At 43.6% G+C, this 22,952-nt stretch carries 18 protein-coding genes and 1 pseudogene; 12 read left to right on the top strand and 7 right to left on the bottom strand.

The features are described from left to right. Window positions 1-8: 8 nt before the first annotated feature. From AB4503_RS05640 to AB4503_RS05620, 5 genes are all read left to right on the top strand, one after another. A complete protein-coding gene (locus tag AB4503_RS05640) occupies window positions 9-476 on the top strand; it encodes a PTS sugar transporter subunit IIA (RefSeq protein ID WP_017064004.1) in 468 nt (155 codons plus the stop codon). Window positions 477-486: 10 nt separating this feature from the next. Next, window positions 487-1,185, top strand: coding sequence for an L-ribulose-5-phosphate 4-epimerase (locus tag AB4503_RS05635; RefSeq protein ID WP_017064003.1), 699 nt, complete (start codon window positions 487-489; stop codon window positions 1,183-1,185). An 87-nt stretch (window positions 1,186-1,272) separates the two neighbouring features. Continuing rightward, complete coding sequence (locus AB4503_RS05630) at window positions 1,273-2,094, top strand: pyridoxal phosphatase (protein WP_017064002.1); 822 nt, start codon at window positions 1,273-1,275, stop codon at window positions 2,092-2,094. Between the two features lie 4 nt (window positions 2,095-2,098). Further along, the gene (locus AB4503_RS05625) at window positions 2,099-2,746 is read left to right on the top strand and encodes a 3-keto-L-gulonate-6-phosphate decarboxylase UlaD (protein WP_054541612.1); all 648 of its coding nucleotides are present in this window, start codon (window positions 2,099-2,101) and stop codon (window positions 2,744-2,746) included. Between the two features lie 8 nt (window positions 2,747-2,754). Then, window positions 2,755-3,636: an L-ribulose-5-phosphate 3-epimerase gene (locus AB4503_RS05620; RefSeq protein WP_372098623.1), complete on the top strand. Its 882-nt coding sequence runs from the start codon at window positions 2,755-2,757 to the stop codon at window positions 3,634-3,636. A gap of 163 nt (window positions 3,637-3,799) precedes the next feature. On the opposite strand, the gene AB4503_RS05615 is transcribed toward AB4503_RS05620, so the two are convergent. Beyond that, window positions 3,800-4,009, bottom strand: coding sequence for a hypothetical protein (locus tag AB4503_RS05615; RefSeq protein WP_009845895.1), 210 nt, complete (start codon window positions 4,007-4,009; stop codon window positions 3,800-3,802). Between the two features lie 293 nt (window positions 4,010-4,302). Between AB4503_RS05615 and AB4503_RS05610 the strand changes: the two are divergent. From AB4503_RS05610 to AB4503_RS05600, 3 genes and pseudogenes are all read left to right on the top strand, one after another. Further along, window positions 4,303-5,195, top strand: a pseudogene (locus AB4503_RS05610) (glycerate kinase). 199 nt (window positions 5,196-5,394) lie between these two features. Further along, window positions 5,395-6,846 carry a catalase gene (locus tag AB4503_RS05605; RefSeq protein ID WP_372113925.1) on the top strand — a complete coding sequence of 484 codons (1,452 nt, stop codon included), beginning with the start codon at window positions 5,395-5,397 and terminating at the stop codon, window positions 6,844-6,846. A 217-nt stretch (window positions 6,847-7,063) separates the two neighbouring features. Beyond that, window positions 7,064-7,936 (top strand): patatin family protein, encoded by an 873-nt coding sequence (locus tag AB4503_RS05600; protein ID WP_229648083.1) that lies wholly within the window; start codon window positions 7,064-7,066, stop codon window positions 7,934-7,936. 120 nt (window positions 7,937-8,056) lie between these two features. Here the strand turns inward: AB4503_RS05600 and AB4503_RS05595 are convergent, their stop codons facing one another. Together AB4503_RS05595 and AB4503_RS05590 are read right to left on the bottom strand one after the other, a co-directional pair. Continuing rightward, window positions 8,057-9,049 (bottom strand): 2-hydroxyacid dehydrogenase, encoded by a 993-nt coding sequence (locus tag AB4503_RS05595; RefSeq protein WP_372113923.1) that lies wholly within the window; start codon window positions 9,047-9,049, stop codon window positions 8,057-8,059. 347 nt (window positions 9,050-9,396) lie between these two features. Then, on the bottom strand, window positions 9,397-10,197 hold the full coding sequence (locus AB4503_RS05590; protein WP_017063994.1) for a ferredoxin--NADP reductase: 801 nt from the start codon (window positions 10,195-10,197) through the stop codon (window positions 9,397-9,399). Between the two features lie 331 nt (window positions 10,198-10,528). On the opposite strand from AB4503_RS05590, the gene AB4503_RS05585 reads away from it, so the two are divergent. Then, window positions 10,529-11,473 carry an acyltransferase gene (locus AB4503_RS05585; RefSeq protein WP_017063993.1) on the top strand — a complete coding sequence of 315 codons (945 nt, stop codon included), beginning with the start codon at window positions 10,529-10,531 and terminating at the stop codon, window positions 11,471-11,473. Between the two features lie 105 nt (window positions 11,474-11,578). Here AB4503_RS05585 and AB4503_RS05580 read toward each other — a convergent pair whose 3' ends face one another. The 3 genes from AB4503_RS05580 to glgX all read right to left on the bottom strand — a co-directional run bounded on the left by AB4503_RS05580 (window position 11,579) and on the right by glgX (window position 16,407). Next, complete coding sequence (locus tag AB4503_RS05580) at window positions 11,579-12,307, bottom strand: tRNA (adenine(22)-N(1))-methyltransferase TrmK (RefSeq protein WP_017069730.1); 729 nt, start codon at window positions 12,305-12,307, stop codon at window positions 11,579-11,581. Window positions 12,308-12,438: 131 nt separating this feature from the next. Then, window positions 12,439-14,181, bottom strand: a complete 1,743-nt coding sequence (locus AB4503_RS05575) for a diguanylate cyclase (RefSeq protein WP_372113921.1) — start codon at window positions 14,179-14,181, stop codon at window positions 12,439-12,441. Between the two features lie 240 nt (window positions 14,182-14,421). Next, window positions 14,422-16,407 carry a glycogen debranching protein GlgX gene (gene glgX / locus AB4503_RS05570; RefSeq protein WP_372113919.1) on the bottom strand — a complete coding sequence of 662 codons (1,986 nt, stop codon included), beginning with the start codon at window positions 16,405-16,407 and terminating at the stop codon, window positions 14,422-14,424. Window positions 16,408-16,841: 434 nt separating this feature from the next. On the opposite strand from glgX, the gene AB4503_RS05565 reads away from it, so the two are divergent. The 3 genes from AB4503_RS05565 (at window position 16,842) to AB4503_RS05555 (ending at window position 20,048) form a co-directional block, all read left to right on the top strand. After that, window positions 16,842-18,161: a carbohydrate porin gene (locus AB4503_RS05565; RefSeq protein WP_372113917.1), complete on the top strand. Its 1,320-nt coding sequence runs from the start codon at window positions 16,842-16,844 to the stop codon at window positions 18,159-18,161. A gap of 81 nt (window positions 18,162-18,242) precedes the next feature. After that, on the top strand, window positions 18,243-19,109 hold the full coding sequence (locus tag AB4503_RS05560) for a MalM family protein (RefSeq protein ID WP_372113915.1): 867 nt from the start codon (window positions 18,243-18,245) through the stop codon (window positions 19,107-19,109). A 111-nt stretch (window positions 19,110-19,220) separates the two neighbouring features. Beyond that, entirely contained in the window at window positions 19,221-20,048 is an 828-nt protein-coding gene (locus AB4503_RS05555; RefSeq protein WP_372113913.1) for an alpha/beta hydrolase, read from the top strand. Window positions 20,049-20,124: 76 nt separating this feature from the next. Here the strand turns inward: AB4503_RS05555 and AB4503_RS05550 are convergent, their stop codons facing one another. Beyond that, the gene (locus tag AB4503_RS05550; RefSeq protein WP_372113911.1) at window positions 20,125-22,950 is read right to left on the bottom strand and encodes an amylo-alpha-1,6-glucosidase; all 2,826 of its coding nucleotides are present in this window, start codon (window positions 22,948-22,950) and stop codon (window positions 20,125-20,127) included. Between the last annotated feature and the right edge of the window lie 2 nt (window positions 22,951-22,952).

The raw sequence follows: 22,952 nt of genomic DNA, 5'->3' as shown, positions 1-22,952 counted from the left end.
GCAATAACATGAACTTAAAAGAATCTCTTATCAAGAATAACTCTATCCTACTGAACGCAAAAGCAGCTGACTGGAAAGCGGCGATCAAGCTTGGGACTGATGCATTGGTGAAAGCGGGTATTGCAGAAGAGCGTTACTACGACGCGATTACCAAAGCGATTGGTGAAGAAGGCCCTTATATCTGTATTCACGATGCGTTCGCACTGCCACATTGCCGCCCTGAAGACGGTGTTATTCGTACTGGGTTTGCGCTAACCGTGCTTGAAACGCCAATTACGTTTGAAGGTGTTGATGAGCCTGTAGATGTGCTGATAACACTAGCGGGTAAGGACTCAGAAGAGCACATCGAAGGCACCATGCAAGTGGCGAACTTGATTGAATTCGATGAAGACTTCTCAAAACTTCGCGCGTGCAAAAGCCCAGAAGAAGTGGCGCGTTTAATTGATGCTGCATTGCTTCAAGCGGAAGCGGCGTAAGGAGGCAACGATGTCTAAATATAGCCAATTGAAACAACGTGTTTTAGAAGCCAATTTGCAACTTCCGAAATACGGTTTGGTGACATTTACTTGGGGTAATGTCTCTGAGTTTGACCGTGTTAACGGAGTGATAGCGATTAAACCATCAGGTGTCGAATACAGTGATATGACGGCTGAAGACATGGTGGTCGTCGATCTCGAAGGCAAGGTTGTTGAAGGGAAACTCAATCCTTCAAGCGATACCGCAACGCACTTAGAGCTCTATAAAGCTTTCCCTGAAGTGAGTGGCATTGTTCACACGCATTCACGCAGTGCCACCATTTGGGCACAAGCGGGTATCGACATCCCAGCCTTAGGCACCACTCACGCTGATTATTTCTACGGTGACATCCCATGTACACGTCGATTGTCTCACTCTGAAATTTCTGAAGAGTACGAGAAAAATACTGGCTTGGTGATTATTGAAGAGTTCAAGCAACGTCGAATCGATCCAATGGCCGTTCCAAGTGTGATTGTTGCAGGACATGCGCCGTTCTCTTGGGGCAAAGATGCCAACGACGCCGTTCATAACGCGGTGGTATTAGAAGAAGTGTCGGCAATGGCGTTGGCAACGCGCACCTTGAATAGCGGCATCAAAATTCAGCCAGAACTATCCGACAAACACTACTTACGTAAGCACGGTGAAAATGCTTATTACGGCCAACAGTAAATCGGATTTCGTTTAAGTAAGTCGTTTCTATTCGAAGTAGCTTCAATATTGATTAGGCCCGACTTCAGGGAATAAGTAGAGGACTCTATGTATAAAGTGCTGGCGTTAGATCTCGATGGAACCGTGTTAAAGGATGATCACACGATTCATCCAGAAGTAAAAAAGGCGATTCAAGAAGCCAAACAAAGTTGTCACGTCATGATTGTTACTGGCCGACACCACACAGCAGCACGACCTTACTATTACGAATTGGGGCTAGATACTCCAATCATCTGCTGTAACGGCACTTATGTTTATGACTATCAAACTGAAACGGTATTGACTCAAAACGCCATAGAGAAAGATAAGGCACTTACTTTCATTAACATGGCTGACGAGTTTCAGCTCAAGATGGTGATGTATATAACTCATGCCATGACGTACTCACAGTACAACCCATTTGCCTACATGTTGGCATTGGAAAGCTGGGCTGAAACGGCACCAGAGCAACATCGCCCACAAATTTACCAAGTGGAATCATTCATAGAAACAGCTCAACAAGCTGAACACGTTTGGAAGTTTGTGGTAGAGGGGAGCCAAGATTCCGTCGACCGTTTGATGCAACACCCATGGATAGGAGAGAACTTCAACGGTGAGCGTTCTTGGTCAAACCGAATCGACTTTGCTGCAAAAGGTAACAGTAAGGGCCTACGCCTTGCTGAATACATCGCAGAACTCGGTTATCACGCCGATGACGTCATTGCCGTCGGTGATAACCACAACGACATATCCATGATTAAGTACGCCGGATTCGGTGTAGCGATGCTCAATGCTGATGACATCGTCAAATCACACGTTCAACGCGTGTGCTCAACAGATAACAACCATGATGGCTTAGCCCGTCTAATACGTGAACAAATTAAAGGATAACAACATGACTAAACCAATGATTCAGATCGCCCTAGACCAAACAAATCTTCCTGCCGCAATTGAAGTGGCAAACAACGTTGAAAGCTTTGTTGATGTGATTGAAGTGGGCACTATTTTGGCTTTTGCTGAAGGGATGACAGCGGTTTCTACCCTTCGTAAAAACCACCCAGACCATATCCTTGTGTGCGATATGAAAACCACCGATGGCGGCGCAATTTTGGCTCGAATGGCATTCGAAGCGGGTGCTGATTGGATAACCGTTTCTGCGGCTGCACACATCGCAACCATTGGTGCGTGTAAGAAAGTCGCTGACGAATTTAACGGTGAAATACAAATCGAAATTTACGGCAATTGGACAATGGACGACGCTAAATCATGGGTAGACTTAGGTATCTCTCAAGCTATCTATCACCGTTCTCGTGACGCTGAATTAGCCGGTGTGGGTTGGACAGAAGAAGATCTTGTGAAGATGCGTGCATTGTCTGAAATGGGCATCGAGCTTTCTATCACAGGTGGCATCGTGCCTGAAGACCTATACCTATTTGAAGGTATTAAAGCGAAAACCTTTATCGCAGGCCGCGCACTTGCGGGTGACAAAGGTAAAGAGACAGCAGAAGCGCTAAAAGCTCAGATCGACCGTTACTGGAACTAGGAGGCGTTATGTATCAAAACCTGTTACGCCATCGTGTAGGGCTTTATGAGAAGGCTCTACCTAACGAACTCAGCTGGGAAGATAAACTTAAGCAAACCAAAGAACTCGGCTTTGATTTTCTTGAGATATCGGTAGACGAATCAGACGAGCGTCGCAGCCGACTAGATTGGAATGACGAAGAAGTTTATGCCTTACGTCGTCTTTGTGAAAAGCACGGCGTACCGCTGCAATCCATGTGTTTAAGCGCGCATCGTAAGTTCCCATTTGGATCTGCTGATCCTGAGATTCGAGAACAAGCGGTTATCCATATGGAGAAAGCGATCTCGTTGGCTTACAAATTGGGTATTCGTACCATCCAATTGGCTGGGTATGACGTTTACTACGAGCCAGCCGATAAAGTGACTCACCAGAGGTTCATTGAAGGAATGAAGCTTTCGGCACAGTTGGCTGAAAGGTCGGGCGTAATGCTCGCTGTGGAAATCATGGATACAGATTACTTGAACTCTTTGAGTAAGTTCGAAGTGCTGAGTCGCGAAGTCAATTCACCGTATTTCACGGCGTATCCGGATGTGGGCAATATTTCTGGTTGGAATTACGACATAGTGACTGAGCTAAAGCTGAGTAAGCCTCATATCACTCAGATCCACCTCAAAGACACTTATAAAGTGACTGACGAGTACAAAGGGCAATTCCGAGACTTAGTGATTGGTGATGGCGAAGTTGACTTCAATGCCATTTTTGAAACGTTGAAAGAGACTGAGTGCGTTGTACCACTCGTGATCGAGATGTGGGCTCAAGATGAACGTTGGAAAGATAATATTCTGACGGCACAAAAACGTTTGAATGATGTTTGTGTGCAAACGGGTATTCCGAGATTGTTTGACCACTAACTCTACCTAGAATGATTAACGGGTTTCTCTTTGCGTTCTCGGTGCTCCTAACGAAAAGAGAAAATGCAGCATATTGCCCCCCAATATGCTGCATTTTTATATCAACATGTCGCTCTAAACTGTTGAAGCTGAGGTTATGTCAATTTCGAAATAGTGGCTGTTCTTAAACAGCAATAGTCACATGATCACGGCCCACTTCAGCCATCTGAATCAGGTAGTCTGTGTGGTACTTCTTTTTGATGACGATTTGGCTACCGATTTCAGCAACAATCTTTACCACTTCCAACGCATCAGAAGGATGCAATGAAGAGTCTTTTGAAATTTCGATATTAACGCCTAAATTTGCCAATTTGATGATGTCGCTAGAATGCATGATGATGTCCAAGATGTTTGATTTTCGTGGACTATACCATCTTCAATTTATGCAACTCTACTCTGCCTATCCTAAAATTTCGGTCGATGCTCTCAATCTATGATTCCAATATGTAAGTAGTAGATCTAACTCACAAATTGCGGGTATCAATAACCTCAATGTGAGGGTGACGTTATGTGCTTAGTATTTACTTTATATACTGCCCCTATTAAGTGATTAGCTTGCTGATCTTCAATAGGGGCATTTTTGGATCGGGCACTCATCAAAATTACTAATCTTTTGGATCTCTCAGTATGAAAATTGTTATTGCACCAGACTCGTTTAAAGAATCTCTATCGGCTGTATCTGTGGCGGCGTGTATTGAAAAGGGCTTTCGTGAAATCTTCCCAGACGCTGAATACGTAACATTGCCTTTGGCTGATGGTGGTGAAGGGACTGTGGATGTATTGCTCCAAGGGCTTGTTGGTGAAAAGCGACATAGGCAAGTCGAAGGGCCGTTAGGGCAACAAGTTAATGCTGAATGGGCGATGCTTGAGTCATCCAATAGCAACCCGAACAAAACGGCACTGGTTGAAATTGCTGCTGCATCGGGTTTGGACTTGTTGAAACCAGAGCAGCGTGATCCATTGATTGCTTCTTCATTCGGAACGGGGCAATTGATTTTGGAGGCGCAAGCCCAGAACAAGTTGTGATGCTTGATAAGGCGCTTGAGAATTTTGCTCAAGTAGTTGAATCGCAAGGTTGTGTTCGTGGGGATGATCCCGTTCACAAGCGTACTGGTTATGGCGCGGCTGGTGGTGCTCCAATGGGGCTTGGTTTGTTGTTTAACATGCAGATTAAACCGGGTATTGAGATGGTGCTTGATGTTTTGCAAGCCGATGAAGTATTGAAAGGCGCAGATCTTGTGATTACCGGTGAAGGGCAAATGGACAATCAAACTCTGCAAGGAAAGACGCCTTATGGCATTGCCAAACGTGCGAGCTTACAAGGCATTCCGGCCATAGGGATTGCAGGTTCTTTAGGTACAGAAGTCGAAGCCTTATATGGTGAAATGAACAGCTTGTTTGGTACAGTGCGCTCTCCTCAGTCACTCGAGCAAGTACTGCGAGAAGCTGAATTGAACCTAACCAGAACGGCGAGGAACATTGCCTCAACTCTGAGGTTAGGCCATGCCATTTTTAAATAAACCGAAGTTATACATAGGCTTATTCGCAGTGAAGTTCAATAGGTTTCATAGATAACAACGATAAATATAAACGATTATATTTTCTGCCAACTCAGGTCTATTCTTTATCCATATTGTTTTAGTGGTTTTTAAAGTATTGAATCCACTTAAATCTAAGATGTGGCAACGATGCGATATCTTTAACCTTAAGGAATAGACCATGAGTAAAAAACTGACCACAGCTGCGGGTTGTCCTGTCGCTCATAACCAGAATATTCAAACGGCGGGCAAACGTGGTCCACAACTTCTTCAAGACGTTTGGTTTTTGGAGAAATTGGCCCATTTTGATCGTGAAGTGATTCCAGAGCGTCGTATGCACGCGAAAGGCTCAGGTGCTTACGGCACATTTACCGTTACACACGACATCACAAAATACACCAAGGCAAAATTGTTCTCTGAAATAGGTAAAAAAACCGACTTGTTTGCACGTTTCACAACAGTTGCGGGTGAGCGCGGTGCTGCCGATGCTGAACGTGATATTCGTGGCTTTGCATTGAAGTTTTATACTGAAGAAGGCAACTGGGATATGGTGGGCAACAACACGCCAGTATTCTTCCTTCGTGATCCTCTTAAGTTCCCTGACTTAAACCACGCGGTGAAACGTGACCCACGCACCAACATGCGTAGCGCGAAAAACAACTGGGATTTCTGGACTTCTTTGCCGGAAGCTCTGCACCAAATTACTATCGTAATGAGTGACCGTGGTATCCCTGCGACTTACCGTCACATGCACGGCTTTGGTAGCCACACGTTCAGCTTCATCAACGCTGATAACGAACGTTTCTGGGTGAAATTCCACTTCAAATCTCAGCAAGGTATTAAGAACCTTTCTGATGCAGAAGCGGCACAAGTGATCGGTGATGATCGCGAAAGCCACCAACGTGATTTGCTAGACAGCATCGATAACCAAGATTTCCCGAAATGGACGTTGAAAGTACAAGTGATGCCAGAAGCGGATGCAGTGAAGGTTCCATACAACCCGTTCGATTTGACTAAGATCTGGCCTCATGCAGATTACCCGTTGATCGAAGTGGGCGAATTTGAGCTAAATCGTAACCCGCAAAACTTCTTCGCAGAAGTAGAGCAGTCAGCATTCAACCCAGCGAACGTAGTTCCAGGTATCAGCTTCTCGCCAGACAAGATGCTGCAAGGTCGTCTGTTTGCTTACGGTGATGCACAACGTTACCGTTTGGGTGTAAACCATCAGCACATTCCAGTGAATGCGCCTCGTTGCCCAGTACACAGCTACCACCGTGATGGCGCGATGCGTGTCGATGGTAACTTCGGTGGCACATTAGGTTATGAGCCAAACAACGAAGGTCAATGGGCTGAGCAACCAGATTTCGCTGAACCAGCACTGAACCTAGATGGCGCAGCAGCACACTGGGATCACCGCGAAGATGAAGATTACTTCTCGCAACCGGGTGACTTGTTCCGCCTAATGACACCAGAGAAGCAAGCGATTCTTTTTGATAACACTGCTCGCAACCTAGGCGGCGTGCCAAAAGAGATTCAATTGCGTCACCTAAGACACTGTTACAAAGCTGACCCTGCATACGGTGAAGGCATTGGTAAACTGCTTGAAATCGACGTGAGCGAATTTAAGTCGTAATCAATCATCTTGATTCGTTAATTGAAAGGCCGTTGAGTGAATCACTCAACGGCCTTTTTTGATCTCGCTGTTTATTAAGCAACCCTAAATCATTGAAAAATTTAATAATCCACATTGATAGTTTTTACCTATCGAATTGATAAATCTATCCCATTATCTTTGTAAGAGTGATGGGATTATTCTACGACTATCAGTTTATAAAGTAGAAGAGTTTGAGATGAATAAGAGCGCATTAATCGTTGAAGGTGGAGCAATGAGAGGCATTTTTGCTGCCGGAGTTTTAGACGCCTTTATGCAAGACGATTTCCGTCCTTATGACTTTGCCATCGGCGTATCTGCAGGTGTGTCGAATCTGGTTGGCTACTTATCTCATGCACCAAAACGCAGTTATGATGTGATCACCACGATGGCGACGGATAAGACCTTCTTTAACCCTGCTCGCTTTGCCAAGGGCGGTAACTTAGTGGACGTTAAGTGGTTATGGAACGAATCCAATCAACGTTATCCGCTGGACTGTGGCGAGCTATTTTCAAGTATCCCACTCATTGCTGCTGTCACAAATGTCGATACGGGCAGTGCAGACTACTACCATATTAAGCCAGAAAACCTTTCTAATGTTGTTGAAGCAACAACGGCTTTACCTATCGCTTACCGTGAAACTCCGTGTTTCTCTGGTGGCTGTTATACCGATGGCGGTGTAGCCGATTCGATTCCAGTTCGTGAAGCATATCGCCGTGGCGCACGCGATATTACCGTGATTCTGTCTCACCCATTGAGCTACCGAATGAAGCCTCAAAAGCACCAATGGATGCTGAAGAAACTATTAAAGAAATTCCCGAATATTGCTGAGTCGATGGCGGTACGTGCTGAAAACTACAACCAGTCTCTGGAGTTCATTCGTAACCCACCCAAAGATGCGACCATTAAAGTGATAGCGCCGCCAGAAGCGTTCGCGGTTAAGCGTTTAACTATGGATCAAAGCACTCTTAATGCAGGTTACGAGATGGGCGTAAAAGCCGGTGAAGAGCATCTTGCCATTCGAAAAGGCGTGTATGGTTTAGACACCGAAGATTGTCATTTCTGCGTCTAGGAACGTTTTTAGAATACTGGATAAACGACAAAGCCACGCTGTTCACTTAGGAATAGCGTGGCTTTATATTTGTAGACCTAGTTTGTTTTTAACTCAGTCTGCTATTAACTCAATTAGCTATTAAACGAGTTCGTTGCCGCTGGTGTTGTCAGCAAAGAAGGCATCAACACTGGTGAGCGTTGTATTGGCGATGTTGAACAGAGCATCTTTTGTTAAGAAAGCTTGGTGGCCAGTGAACAGCACGTTATGACAAGCGGATAGGCGACGGAATACGTCATCGACAATCACATCGTTAGATTTGTCTTGGAAGAACAACTCTTTCTCGTTGTCGTAAACATCAAGGCCAAGCGCGCCAATCTTGCTCTGTTTAAGCGCTTCGATTGCAGCTGTTGAATCTAACAATTCACCACGACTTGTGTTGACTATCATCACGCCATCTTTCATTTTATCAAATGCAGTCGCATCCAATAAGTGGTAGTTCTCTTTACTCATCGGACAGTGCAGAGAAATCACATCAGACTCTTGGTAAAGTTCGTCGAGTTCAACGTATTTAGCGCCTAACTCAACAGCTAACGGGTTTGGATATGGGTCATAGCATAGGATATTCATGCCTAAACCCTTCAGAATACGCATGGTCGCTAGGCCAATTTTTCCAGAGCCTATCACACCTACAGTTTTACCGTGGAAGTTGAAGCCTACCAAGCCCTCAAGAGAGAAGTTTGCATCACGAGTACGCTGATACGCTTTGTGCAGCTTGCGGTTTAAACACATCATCATGCCGACCGTATGTTCTGCTACTGACTCTGGTGAATAAGCAGGAACGCGTACCACTTGCAAGCCAAACTCTTTGGCTGCGTCTAGGTCGACCTTGTCAAAGCCCGCACAGCGCATCGCGATTAACTTGGTGCCGCCTTGAGCAAGAATCTCTAACGCGTCTCGCGATAGGTCATCGTTTACAAACGCACAAACCACTTCGTTGTCGTGCGCCATTTTTGCTGTTGTTGTGGTGAGTCGAAAATCGTGAAAATGAAACTCAGCGTTGAGTTCGCCTTTTGCCAGTTCGAATGATTTTTCGTCGTATGATTTTGAGCTAAAAAAAGCAATGTTGAGCATGGCTTCCTCTCTTACCTAAAATATAAATAACCCACTAATTCATTCTCTGAAACGGGATTAAAACTAATAACTCTATTCAGTGTGCTAGAGTTTTTTTCTCTTGTCTATCACCATTAGTCATTGTAATTGCTATGGTTATTTGATCTTTTGTCTTCACTTATTGAACATTAAAAATCACATTACGAGGTTGCTTGCTTATAAGTTCATCAATATTGAATGAATCTTACTTTCGGGTGTGGAACGTTGAATTTTCCAGTGTGACGGAATACGTAAATGACTCATATAAAACCTCTTCTCTAACTGTTCTTTGAAAGTTGTGCTTCTGTCTAACGAGTGGCGGTTGTTATTTACCAGTAGTTCTCACTGCTGAATTGACCGGGTTTTCTGCGTAAGTGCTTTTCGAAACCTAAGCTAGTTAGCGCTTCGCTTGTGTCACGAACCATTTGCGGATTGCCGCAAAGGTAGAAAAAACTGCGGGTTTGATTGAAAGCGACAGACGCGGCTTGCTCGAGGTCGCCTCCAAGTAACAAATTTGGGATTCGTCCGCGCAAAGTTCCGGTAACTGATTCTCTAGAAATAATTGGCACATATTTAAGTCTCCCTTGAAAGTGATTAACGAGTTGAGTGATACGATCTCGATAAGTCAGGTCTTGCTCTGTTCTTACAGCATGCACTAGAACCAGATTCTTGAATGAAGAGGCTTTGTCTGAAGCCAACTCATTTTGCTGTATCTGCATGCTCTCAAGTATTGAGATAAATGGGCCTACCGCGGTTCCGGTTGAAAGCATCCATAGATCGTCGGCGATCTCTGGGATCTCATCTAATGTCATAAAGCCACTTGGGTCTTTCCCGACAAAGATGTCATCACCAGCTTGCAACTCGTGAAGTTGAGGCGAGAGCTGACCGTTCTGATCCTTAATAATCAAAAACTCTAGATGCTGATGTCCTTGCTCATGCTCTGGTGCATTCACCATAGAATAAGCGCGTCTCACAAACTCACCTTCGTTATTGAGCAAGCCAAGCTTAGTAAACTGACCTGCCTGATAAGAAGAGACAGGTGCACTAACCTGGAGTGAGAACAATTGATCTGTCCATTCTGTTTTGTTTAGGACTTTGCCTGTAACTAAACCATGAGGAATATCTGTCATATCATCCACCTTTAAGAAGAGAAGTTATCTCATTAAGGATACTCAACTATTTACACTTTAGAGTTGCATGTACCACGCCAATAATGAGAATGCTTATCAATACTGATTGAAGGTTAATTATTGGGTCGAATGTTGTCAAAAAGACAATATACTATTTGAGTCCAAATGACTCGTGCATGTGTTTTGGTTTCGTTTTAATAGACTTTAGCTGGTTGAACATCGTTAACATAGGTTGAGTGGTTTGACCCCTAGGATATTCAATCAATTACTGAAGAGAATAATTTATAGATGCGTATAATGGCGGCTTTCGTTCTCAATATAACTGTGTTTTATGCTTGATAATCTTCGTATGGCCTTGAACGTATTGTTCGTGACCATTAATACTGCATTCACCGCATTGGCTGTGAGCCTGTTTGCCCTAATCAAACTTATTTTGCCAATTTCTGTCGTTCAAAAATCATGCACTCGCTTAGCTAACTTCACATTCTGGTGTTGGGCTTCTCTTAATTTATGGATGTTGAACGCCAATAACGATATCGAATGGCAAGTGGAAGGGGGGGAAGATATTTCGACCAAGCAGTGGTATTTGATGATGTCTAACCACCTAAGCTGGGCAGATATTGTGATTTTGTCTTCAATCCTAAAAGACAAAATGCCGATGACGAAGTACTTCTTGAAACATGAATTGTTGTACGTACCATTTGTTGGCTTGGCCTGCTGGGGCTTAGATATGCCATTCATGAGACGCCACTCTCGTGAGTTCCTATTACGCAACCCAGAACGCCGTAATGATGATTTTAATGCAATCAATAAAGCGTGTACTAAGTTCAAATTAGCACCGACAACATTGGTTAATTTTGTTGAAGGGACTCGTGCAAACCACGAGAAACTGGCGTCAGCAAAGACCCCTTATCGCCACTTATTGAAGCCGAAAACTGGGGGCGTGGCATTTGCTTTATCTGCAATGGGCCCAATTTTGGATGGCATCGTGGATGTGACCTTAGCTTACCCTGAAAACCAAACCTCTCCGTTTGAAGATATGCTGAAGGGCAAAATGACTAAGGTCGTTGTGCGTATTAAATTGCATCCAATGGATGAGAACGTGAACGGTAATTACTTTGAAGATAAGGCTTTTAAACGTCGCTTCCACAATTGGTTGAACAGCACGTGGAAAGAGAAAGACGTCTACCTTGATACGGTTTATGGGGTTGATAAGCCTTCTGAGGTAGAGACAGTTGACGAGCCTGATGTGGCTTATAAGAAACAAGAACAGTAAGCTAAAACTGAATCGATAGCATTAATAAAGCCGATAGCTCATTGAACTATCGGCTTTTTTATTAATTTGACTTTCTTAATATTCAAACCATTAAGTTAGTACTTACTATGGCTTAACCGCCTGGTAAGCATCAATAATATGCTTTACTTGGCTAGGTTTGCCTTGTTTCTCTTGTCCTTGATGGATACGTAAGTAGTGCTGCAATGTTTTGGCTTTGTATTGCTGTGATACCTTCACTTGTTCATCACAACTTGGTGTCCAGATCTTGTCACCGACGTTTGATATCTCGCTAACGGTTTGGCTCTTTTCTGAATCACCGCGACTATTACTCACCAATAAAATCTCGTAGTAACGACGGTTCTCTTCAATCAACACTTCATCAATAAGACCAAAATGGATCGCCTTTAAATGGCTTCTCAACTCGAATTGCTGATGCACCGGACAAAGCAAGAAATCGATCGCTTTGTCTGGGTGTTGACGATGAATATCATCGACGAGCTTTTGAGTAAGATCGCCACCGACGCCCGCAATAATCACCAGGTGTTTGCCAGTATGTTTCTCAAGCGGGATAGCGGCGACATCCATACAGTAGACTTGCCATTGGCTAGTCACTTTCTGTTCTGCTATTGCACCTTGCGGAAAGTAACGCGTAAGTTTGCTTTCCAAATCGCTCATAAGAGACGGGACAATATCGACAAAGTGAAGCTGAGGTGCTTTGTTATCCGACAACAGTTGAACACCCAAGAAGCCGTGATCACAACAACAGTCCCAAATATGTTGGTAGTCATTGCTGACAAGGGAATGGAGAGTTTGCAGTCGGTTACTTAGCTTCATAAGGCTCGTGTCGTTAGAAAAGGGGTATTGTCGTGTTGAACGCGCATTGTAATGACTTTCCATAAAAACAAAAGCACCTAGGGTATGAATCCTAGGTGCTTTGTAGTGGCTACAGAAATGTAAGTATAGGTTTACGATGCTTTGGCAACGGCTCTGATATGGCCTTCCACTCGGTTCTTACCAAGTTGTTGCGCGATAAGTTTCGCTTGTTCCGCCAGCGCTAAAGCTGAGTCTGTTTCACCCTCTATTTGCGAGTATCCCACGCTAACCCCTAGCGATAAGGTGATATCTGGAGTGACGATGGTTTTCTCCGCGATTGCGACTCTGCACTGGTCTAGCTGGAATTTGGCATCTTTCACATCATTGGCTTTGAATAATACTGCGAACTCCTTTCCTCCAACACGAGCCAAGCAAAGTCCCTTTGGCTTGGGGAAGTAACTGCGTATCGATTCTGCAGTCAGCTTGATCATCTTGTCGCCAACCGCTTCACCGTAGGCTCGGTTTACGTGGTCGAAGTTATCGATATCAAGCAGAGCGACATAGGTATCGGGCTCGCTCACGTAGTTTTCGATGGCGATGCTGAAACTGCTCTTATTGTCTAACTGCGTCATCAGATCTTTGCTGCTCAATTGATGTTGAAGCAGTAAGTTAGACAAAGAGACTTCAGTGTAATCACGGATCATTCGTAGAATACTCTGGCTGATCGGTAAGTTTGCGTTTACGTACAACACTGCGATCAACTGCTTACGAGAGTGCAAAGGAATACAGTAATGGCGTTGGTGTATTTTGAGTTTACACGCTAATGGGTCTGCGTACTTTCCGCTTCGGTAAGCCATGGTGTCCGGTATAAATCGCTCTGCAAGGGCTTTGTCACAATGTACCGTTGATTTGTTTCCGTGATAGTCGATGGTACTGAATGCGTGGTTCTCAGGCTGATAGAGACAGAATTGAATGCCTTTTTGGTAGGTGAAGCTATCCAGTATGGATTTTAACTCTCGCTTAAAGCTTACAAGGTCATCGACTTTATTCAGTTGTGACAAGGACACGTTCAAACGATAAGCCAAATAGTTTGCGCCAATCCACAATAGAAGCAGTGAACCAAGTACCAAGCCAGTTAGCATAAATTGGTGTGAGCTGGTTAAGATATCATGGCGATCGGTGCCTGCGATGAATACCCAACTCAAGCTGTTGTCAGCGTCAAACACCGATATTTTGAAGTTATCTTGATAGTAGTATTCGTGCTTACCTACGGTTTCACCTTGTGAGAGTTGGTGGCTGATACCCGCGTGATAGCTGACTGATTTAGATCCGATACGTTTTGGATCTGGGTGAAAGACCAGTCGTTCTGTTGCTCGGTCAACGACAAACACATAGCCGTGATTAAGCGTTTTTAAGTCTCTTAAGCCTTGTGTGGTGTGTAAAAGGTCAAACTCAATCCATATTTCTTCATTCAATCTTTCGGCGGTGTGTTTAACTGCGAATACCCAACGACCATCTGCTTTCTGGTAAATCGAAGAGATGTAGAAATCTTCAACCACACTGTCTATTGAGTTCCATTTTATGGAGTCGATTTGTTCATGGGAAAGAGGTAATCCACGACTTGATATATATTGTTGGGATTGTGGTTGGTATCGAACGATATCGGAGAAGTTTGGCGTTCTTTTTAGAATATTATCGCTCAATTCTCTGAATTTTTTATCACCGATTGGAGCCGTTTTAGGCAAGCCTAGACTGGTTTCTAAAAAATAGAGTTTGCCGAATGTGGCTTCGATGTTGGAACGAATGGTAGAGCTTGCGATACGAATGTTTGATGATGATTGTTCTGTTGCTGCTGTTTCTACTTTTTCAAGCTGAGTCATAGCAAGATAGAGCATCCCTCCAGTTAATAAAATAATGTATGGTTTAAAAAGCCGAATTAATGTTTTAGGTAAAGCCATGATATCCAAAGACGTTATAGATTCATTTTTATAGTACGGCAATACTAAACAGTTTCATTAACCACATCAATGCAAATGATTCCATATGGATGAATGATTTTTGTGATATTCAGCTAACAAAAAAGCCAGCTGTAAATATAACTGGCTTCTATGGTTTTCGGTGTTTTATTAAGCTGACTAAGCTTTTGCTTTAATCAAATCAGCCTGAACTGGCGAATAGTGCAAAATTGCCATCGAAGTTGGCGACAACAACATTTCACCTTCTGCATGACCGGGTTTAACGTTTCGCAAGTTGGTATCACAGATGGTTACCCAGTTTTGTTCACGGTCATTCGGTAACGAGAAACGTGCTGGCGCATTGGTTTGGTTGATAAGATAAATTAACTCGTCGCCATCTTTACCAATACCTAAATGCAAAGCGACTGAGCTTAAGCGGTTCCAGTCGTCATGCTCCATAAGTGTGCCATCGACACGGCTCCAGAAGATGCGGTTAGAGTTACGCTTTTCGCCACTGAATGCCTTAATAAACGGCACCATGTATTGCTGACGAGCAGAGATCATTTCAGATAACCAAGTCTTGAAGTAAGTCTTGCGCTCTGAATCTTCCCAGTTAAGCCAGCTGGTCACGCCATCTTGGCAGTAAGCGTTGTTGTTACCTTTTTGAGTATGAGATAACACATCGGCCGTCAAAATATGAGGAATACCAAAAGCAAACAGCAGGCTCGCCATGAAGTTGCGTTTCTGCTTTTCACGTGTTGCGATAACTAACAGGTTTTCGGTTTCACCTTCAACACCGTAGTTTTCAGAACGGTTATCACCATGCCCATCGCGGTTATTCTCACCATTTTCTTCATTGTGCTTGTGCTTGTACGAGACAAGGTCCTGCATGGTGAAGCCATCATGGTAAGTGATGTAGTTGACGGTGAGTTTGTAAGGCCAGTGCGCTGCACTGTAGATATCACGAGAGCCCATTAGGCGTGTAGCAAACTCTTTTAGGTAACCCTGATCACCGCGCCAGAAGCTACGTGTGATGTCTCTCAGCTTGTCATTGCATTCATTCCAACCAAGCGGGAAATTACCCACTTGATAACCATTAGGGCCAATATCCCACGGCTCTGCGATTAACTTAGTTTCTTTAAGTACAGGGTCTTGAGCTACGGCTTTAAAGAAAGCAGCCTCAGGGTTGTAGTTGTCACCTTCGCGCCCCAGTGTCGCTGCCAAGTCAAAACGGAAGCCGTCGACTTGGAATTCGCTTACCCAGTAACGAAGCGTATCCATTACTAAGTTGAGTGCTGGCTGGTGGGTAAGGTCGACGGTGTTTCCACAGCCAGTGAAGTTCGCGTAATGGCAGCCATGTTTAATGTAGTAGCGGCTATCTAGCGCTTTGAGGTTGAAGGTGATACCACCTTCGCCACCCTCTGCCGTGTGGTTGTACACCACGTCTAGAATGACTTCGATGCCATTGCGGTGAAGTTCACGAATGGCGGTTTTGAGTTCATTAACGGCGTCTTTTTCTGCGTAGCGTGGGTCTGGCACCATGAACAAGTATGGGTTGTATCCCCAATAGTTCACTTTATCCATGTCCAAGAGATGAGGCTCATGCATGCACGCAGCAACGGGTAGAAGCTGTAGAGAGTTGATATTTTGCTGTTTGTAGAACGCAAGCATTTCAGGGCTCACTAACCCTAAGTAGCGTCCTTTAGTATTGGCAGCCACTTCTGGGTGCAGTTGAGATAGACCTTTTACATGCGTTTCAAAAAGAACGGTATCTTCGCGGCTAATGCGTGGCTTTTCTACATCTTGCCAATCGAAGGTGTCATCAACAACGACACATTTCGCCATAGCAAAGCTTTTTTCATTGGTATATGGCGTGACGTAATCGAGCGGTTCGCTTATTGCTTTGGCATACGGGTCTGAAAGCAGGATAGGGCCATTGTCCGTTTCGGCAATGAAGCCGTATTTTTGCCCCGCTTTAATACCATCAATAAAGACATATCTGATATCAGCGTATTCATTTTCCAATTTATAAGTGGTGAATTCGTCGTTCTCGTCAAAAAGAGCGAGTGAAAGAGATTTACAGTCAGGAGAATAAATAGAGAAGTTGCAGCCAGTGTTACCTAGCGTTGCGCCTAGCGGATAAGGGCGAGCGAGCGTTCTAGTCATTGCTTGATTTCTTGTTCGTTTATCAACATCAGTGAACTATTAGTAAAAGGCTTTGTCACAGTAAGGTCAAGCAACTTCACAGATTAATTACGGTAAAAAAAATAATTCATCGATGAAGTTCAAATTATATATTTGAGCTAGATCTCACTTATGTTGAATAATTAGATCTGTGTGCTGTCTACTCCTCCTATATTAAGTGATCTACCTCTTTAAAACACCATTCTGTATATTTTCTACTCCCCTCTAGTCCCCCTTAATTAACTTAGGGGCGGAGGAAGTCAAACTTGTCATCCCCTCTTAATATTGACCCCGTTGAAACGAATCAGGGGAAACCCTAAACCTCTCTATCTTACGACTACCATTACTGCCTTTGGTTGCCGCAAGAGAGCAAAAATATAAAAACCTAAAATAAATCGTCCTTAATGGAGTTAAGAATGAAAAAAGTAAGTTTGATTGCTGCAGCGGTGACTACTGCACTTATGGCTGGTTCTGTATATGCAGAAGAAGTAGCTCTTGATGTAACAAGTGGTGATGAAGCAATGGAAGTTGAGGTTAAAAACCCAACGGAAGTTATTGCTGATGGTTGGGAAGTTCACGGTTACATGTCTTCTAACGTACGTGTTGTAGATGGTAAAACAGTAGATACTGAATTTGGCAAGCCAGATTACAAAACTGCGGGTACACATGGTAAGAGCACTAACCAAGTTGAATTCGTAATTAAGAAGCACTCTGAATACCAAAATGGTGTTTGGGCTGACTACGTTCTACGTACTGAATATGGTAATGGTAACTCTTACGCATACTCTTCTGAAGGTGGACAGAAGCAGAATACTGACTCTCAGTTTGAAGTAAAAGAGGCCTTTGTTGAACTAGGTGGCGTTCTTGGAGAAGACACATCAATTTGGGCTGGTCAACGTTACCTAAATCGTGCTGCAGGTATCTTGTCTGGTGAGTTCTGGAAACAATCATCAGGTGTTGGTGCTGGTATCCAAACTAAGTTAGGCGGAAATACTGCAGGTATTGCATACACGATGGCTGATACAAATGATTCCATCAATAATGGTACTGACCGTGCAACACTTTCTTCTCTTGACCTTTACTATTACGGTGTTGACGCAGGTATCGGTTCATTAGATTTTGATTTGAAATACGGCCAACAAGCTCTTGACGGAGAAAATGACGACGGCTTCGGTGCATCTGTGACTCTTAATACTAGCTACTACGGCTTAGATGGTTGGACTCAAAACGCGATTGCATACGGTACAGGTGTAATGCAAAACCGTGGCGTGAACTTCGGTAACTGGTCAGGCGGTAATGATGATGCCGAGTCTCTATTCTTGACTTCTTACGGTGTCCTAAATATCTCAGAAAGATGGCAACTAGGTACAGAAGCGACATATATCACAGCTCTTGATGAACTTTGGGGCGCTGAAGGCCTAACACGTTATATTGTTGCAGCTCGTCCTTCTTACAAGCTTAACGACAATATTCGTTTAGAGGCGACAGCTTCTTACGCACACGAAGAAGGTGATGAAGGTTACTGGGGTCGCACTGGTGATGATGTAGAAAGTAACATCATGAACTTAGAGATTGCTACAGCATTTACAGCAAACTCAGATTACTTTGGTCGTCCACAAGTTAAGCCTTATATCAGCTACATCAAAGCTGACGATGAAGCAAGTGCTAAGCAAATTGGTATCGAAAACGGCGATGATCAATTTGTATTCGGTGTGCACACTGAAATTTGGTTCTAAACCATTGACAGTATAAGGCAGCCAATTGGCTGCCTTTTCCCGCTTTCCCCAAAACAACAACCAATAGTGAGAGAGATTAAAATGACAAATAAAAGCTCTATGTTAGCCGTGGTACTAGGTGCCTTGCTAAGCGGTTGTGCTTCAGATGCTCAAGTTCAAACTAAATTAGATGCCCCTACCAACGCAGAAGTATGTTGCAGCGATTTTTCTCAGTTCCCATACGCACGATTAAATGACAATGAAGATTTAAAATTTGATATCGACCTGGGTTCACCTGTCGGTACATTTACGACCGGTAATAGCCACTTTGCAGCGTTCAAGTTCAGCGATCGCTCTGGTGAGATGTTAGTTAAGCTCTCTAGTTTGATGATCGATGATTCTGTTTTCGCTCCAGAAGCTATGCTTCTTGATGAGAACTTTAAGCCAGTACAAACATTGAAGTTTGAAGACTTTAAGGTTCAGGCATCCGATGCGTTTACACGCACTAGTTACATTGAGCGCTTACGTGTTGATGCAAGTAAAACACCTTACATTATTATTTACACACCAGCTGATGAGCTAGGAAAAGCGATTAGAGTTGATCACCCTGCGAAAGTTCGTGCGAAAGAGTTTGGTGAAGTGATGCCTATGGTCACTGACCCTGTATACACCAATCAACTAGTTGGTCGTCTAGTATTAGAAGTTGAAACTCTAAAGCTTCGCCCTTACCGTGCTAAAGCTGCTGTAGTTCCAGTGGCTGCTGTTGCCACTCCTGTGGTAGCGACAACTAACAAAGCTGATACACAGATTCGCGTACAACAAGAGACAAAAGACTTCTATTTATCTGCTATACAAAATGCGGTTAAATCTGGTGATGTACCTAAAGCTTTAAGTTTGTTGGATGAAGCAAAAGCTCTCAATGTTGAAGGTGCACAAGAAGCCTTTGTGCGAGCAGTCAACGCAAAATAGCTCAATAGCTCAATAGCTTAGTAGGTTGAGTAGCCAGTAGCTTAGATCGAACGCTCCTTTAAGGGGCGTTTTTTCTATATGTATTCATATATTTCAGGTTTAGAGGTAGTTATGCAATCTGAATTGATTCTTATTGATGAGTTCCTAATCCCACAACTTAATCGAACTCGCACACTTCGTATTTATCTTCCTGCGGGTTACCGACAATCAGAACAAGCTTATCCGGTCTTATACATGCACGATGGGCAGAATGTCTTTGAAGAGTCCACAGCGACATATGGGATGTGTTGGGATGCACGAACGGCCCTTGATGAGATGCAGAGACTTGGTAAATTATCTGGGTTAATTGTCGTAGCAATCGACAGTAGTGATGAGCTTAATAAGATGGGGCGTTATAACGAGTATTCACCTTGGAAAGCACATCGAGACATAAAAGAAATGGGCGTGGGTGATGAGTTACTTAAATTTGGTGGTGAAGGTGACGATTACATGGCTTTCATCTGTCGAACATTGAAGCCTTATATAGACCAAACATACAGAACAAAGCCTAGCCGAGAGTTTACGTATCTTGCTGGTAGCTCCATGGGGGGATTAATCAGTTTGTACGGAGGTTCTCTATATCAGGATACCTTTGGCGGACTTGGGGTATTCTCTCCAGCGTTTTGGTTCAATAAAACCTCATACTTCGAATATATGAAAGAGTTGAACTTTAGGTATCCAACAGAAATATATATGGATATGGGAACGGATGAAGCTCGCGAAGGCACAATAGTGGATTTCGCGGATGTATATCTAAGTGGTTCGCGGGAAATGAATAAGTTACTCGCTCAAAAACGGAACGTGACACTGTTTTATCAAGAAGGTAAAGATCACAAGCATAATGAAATGGCTTGGTCTCTACGATTCCCTGATTTCATCAACTTTATTTTTGGACAATAAAAGAAGGCCTAATTCCATTCTCTTTCGAGTAATAAGTGGATTAGGCTTTCTTTATATCGGCTTGCTAACAATGAAATTAGTCTTTTGCTACTGATAGCTGTTGTTTATTCCGTTTGTTCAACAAGTAGTCATTGTTAAACATGCTTCGGTGTTTCCTGGAAAAATCTGGTTTAGCAAATTTTAAGTCATTTAAGATGGTATTACTTTGTTTAGGTTGAATATCAATATGCGCCTGTTTATTGCTTACAGTGACCTGACTTTGGAGACTATCGATCATTATTTCCAACTGCTCCGTCAATGGTGTTGAGATAACAGCCACAGATTTTTGGTCTATATCCAGTTTAAGAACTAATGTTATGTCGGAACTCATTGTACCTTCTAAATTTGACCGAATCTCGTAGTGAGAAATACCACTTTTAGAGTCAAATGCTAACCGTAGTTGATTTCCTTTCCCAAAAGGCAGCGTAGCAACTAATTTATGCCAACAACTTGGAAGGTTGGGTGTTAGGTGTATCTCATTATCTAATAAGCGTGGGCAGTACCCCAAATAGTCCTGTTGCGCGTTACGAGCATATTCGGAAACAGACCAAGCTTGAGCGAATGTGCCTGATTCTACAAGATTGCGGTCATCGACTTGGTAGGCGTCCAAATTCTCACTCATTGTTCCTCTACAGCCTTGTTTAAGGATTTGTCTCGCCAAGTTTTTAGATAGTTGGTAACTGAGGTCTTGCTTCTTAAACTTGTTGAGAGCAGTGATGGTAAAGCCTGCATTCCACCCCCAGATCGTACCATTGTGATAAGCCGCGTCTTTGTGGTACATGACTTGATTGTCATGATATGGGTGAAAATCAACGTGCTCTTGTTGTAACGAACAGATCCCCCATGGGAACAATAGCGTTTCGACAGCATTCTTGACGATGTATTGCTCTTTTTCACTCTGATTAAGCTCAACTTTCTGAGGAATTGAAATCGTCATGAGTTGGTTTGGACGCACGCTATAATCTGGAACGTCACCTTCAGATAAATGGTCGGCTAATCGATTATGTACATTATCCCAAAATTTGGTTGCGAAGTTTTCCTTCACTTTTCCTGCTTGGATTTTCCAGCTCTTTTCTGCTTCGGAGTCGCCCACTAAAGTTGCGAGTTGAATGGCACAGTTTAAGCTTTCAAACCATAAAGCTTGGATGTCATTGGCTTTAGGTCCGCGAGGAGACCAAGGTGTCATCCCATCAATTTTTGCATCCATCCATGTATCAGGGTGGCGATGTGCCATCAAGCTATCTTCACTTAAGTAGTGTTTTTCGACACCTGTGATGAAACGCTTCAGGGTTGGGTAAATAGCCTTAGCGAACGCGACATCACCAGAATAGTTGATGTATTCGAGAGCTTCTCGAATCATCCACGGTGTGCCATCAGTAGTGTTGTAAATGATGTTCGTTTTACTTGTCACGCGATTGGGGATTCGGCCAAAATTCACGGAGTTTTCGTCGAGCATCTGCATTGATGCAAAGTTTTCAATTATCTCTTTGGCTTCGCTAAATAAGCCATTAACCAAGCTTGTTCCTGATAAAGCGATAAACGTATCGCGGCCCCAGCAGTCTTTGAACCAAGGTAGCCCAGCCCAAATGCCGGTCCCAAATTCATGGCTAACAAAGGCTCTACTGGCAAGACGTGACCACATAACCGCTCGGTTGTATTCTAGGTCGTTGGTCCACAAATAATTATTGGTCAGGAAGTCATAAACTCGCTGCTGGTGAAGAACGTGCTCGTTATTTTTGACAGCTTGATTTACCAGTAAACTAGCGGATTCAAGAGTGTCAGCAAAGCCTAAATAGACAATAAGGTCTGTTTGTTTATTCGACGTTGAGAGCATCAGTTTTACATTACCCTCTGAGAGTTGAGCTAGATCGCGTAGTTCATGGTGATTGTCTAGTGAGACCTCTTTCGCATGTATTGAATGGTTGCTAGCAATTGCTACAAATCTTGGGCTGCCTTCAGGGCAAACTTGAGGGCTGAGCTCTAAGACTACATTTGAGCTTGAGGCATGAACTGTAGAGTGAACAGTCGGTATGTTGAGCTCTGGAATTAGGCTTAAAATGCTTGGTTTGTTTGACGAAACCGTGAGCGATACAAGCCTCGAACCTTGAACAAGGCTTAGCGATTCCTGACTATTGTCGTAATGATGCTCAATTCCATAAGGCATAAGGCGAGCACATTGAGCTTCTAGCTTATTATTAAACTTGCTGTTGGTATAGCTGGCGAAGGAGCCTAGTATCCAACCTTGGTGGTGGCGATATTTTCCACTGTTTACATAGTTATAGGTAGTACCGTGATAATAACCATCGACGTTATCCCCGAATACAAACGGGAATGACTGTTTTTCTGTGATGGCTAGTACTTGGAATAGTTGCTCGTGTGGTATTGCAAACTCAGGGTGCTTCCAGTCAGGAAATACGCCCTCAATCCCAATGAGCTTAGTATCAAGGCGCTTTCGTTGAGGTGTTGATTGAGTGTTGTATTCACCTTTACTTATGGTGAGGGTTGGAGTCGACGAGGAGAATCTAACCTTCAAGGAGTACTGACCTGCCTCAGTGGGAGAGAGTAGTAGGTCATTGCCAATTCCTTGTGTATTGATAAGAGAGATTGCTTGTTCGAACTCGCAAAGTGTTGCTTCACTTTCATGCCCAGAAAGTGTCCATTGCTTCGTTCCATCGGAATCAGAGATCTTGAAGCGATAAAGATCGGTTGATAAGCATATGCTTGCTCTATACGAGCCATCTTGCTCCTTGATAAGTGGGGTGTCTAACCCCCAACCATTAAATGTACCTTTGAGATAAAGAGTAGGGATTTGCATAACGAGGTGCCTTCCAAAACAAAAAAGGCACAGCATGCGCTGTGCCAAAG

This window comes from Vibrio sp. 10N.222.55.B11, from assembly GCF_041473705.1.
Taxonomy (GTDB): domain Bacteria; phylum Pseudomonadota; class Gammaproteobacteria; order Enterobacterales; family Vibrionaceae; genus Vibrio; species Vibrio crassostreae_C.
The sequence above is the reverse complement of the archived record's forward strand: the minus strand, read 5'-3'. Positions and strand labels throughout refer to the sequence as shown.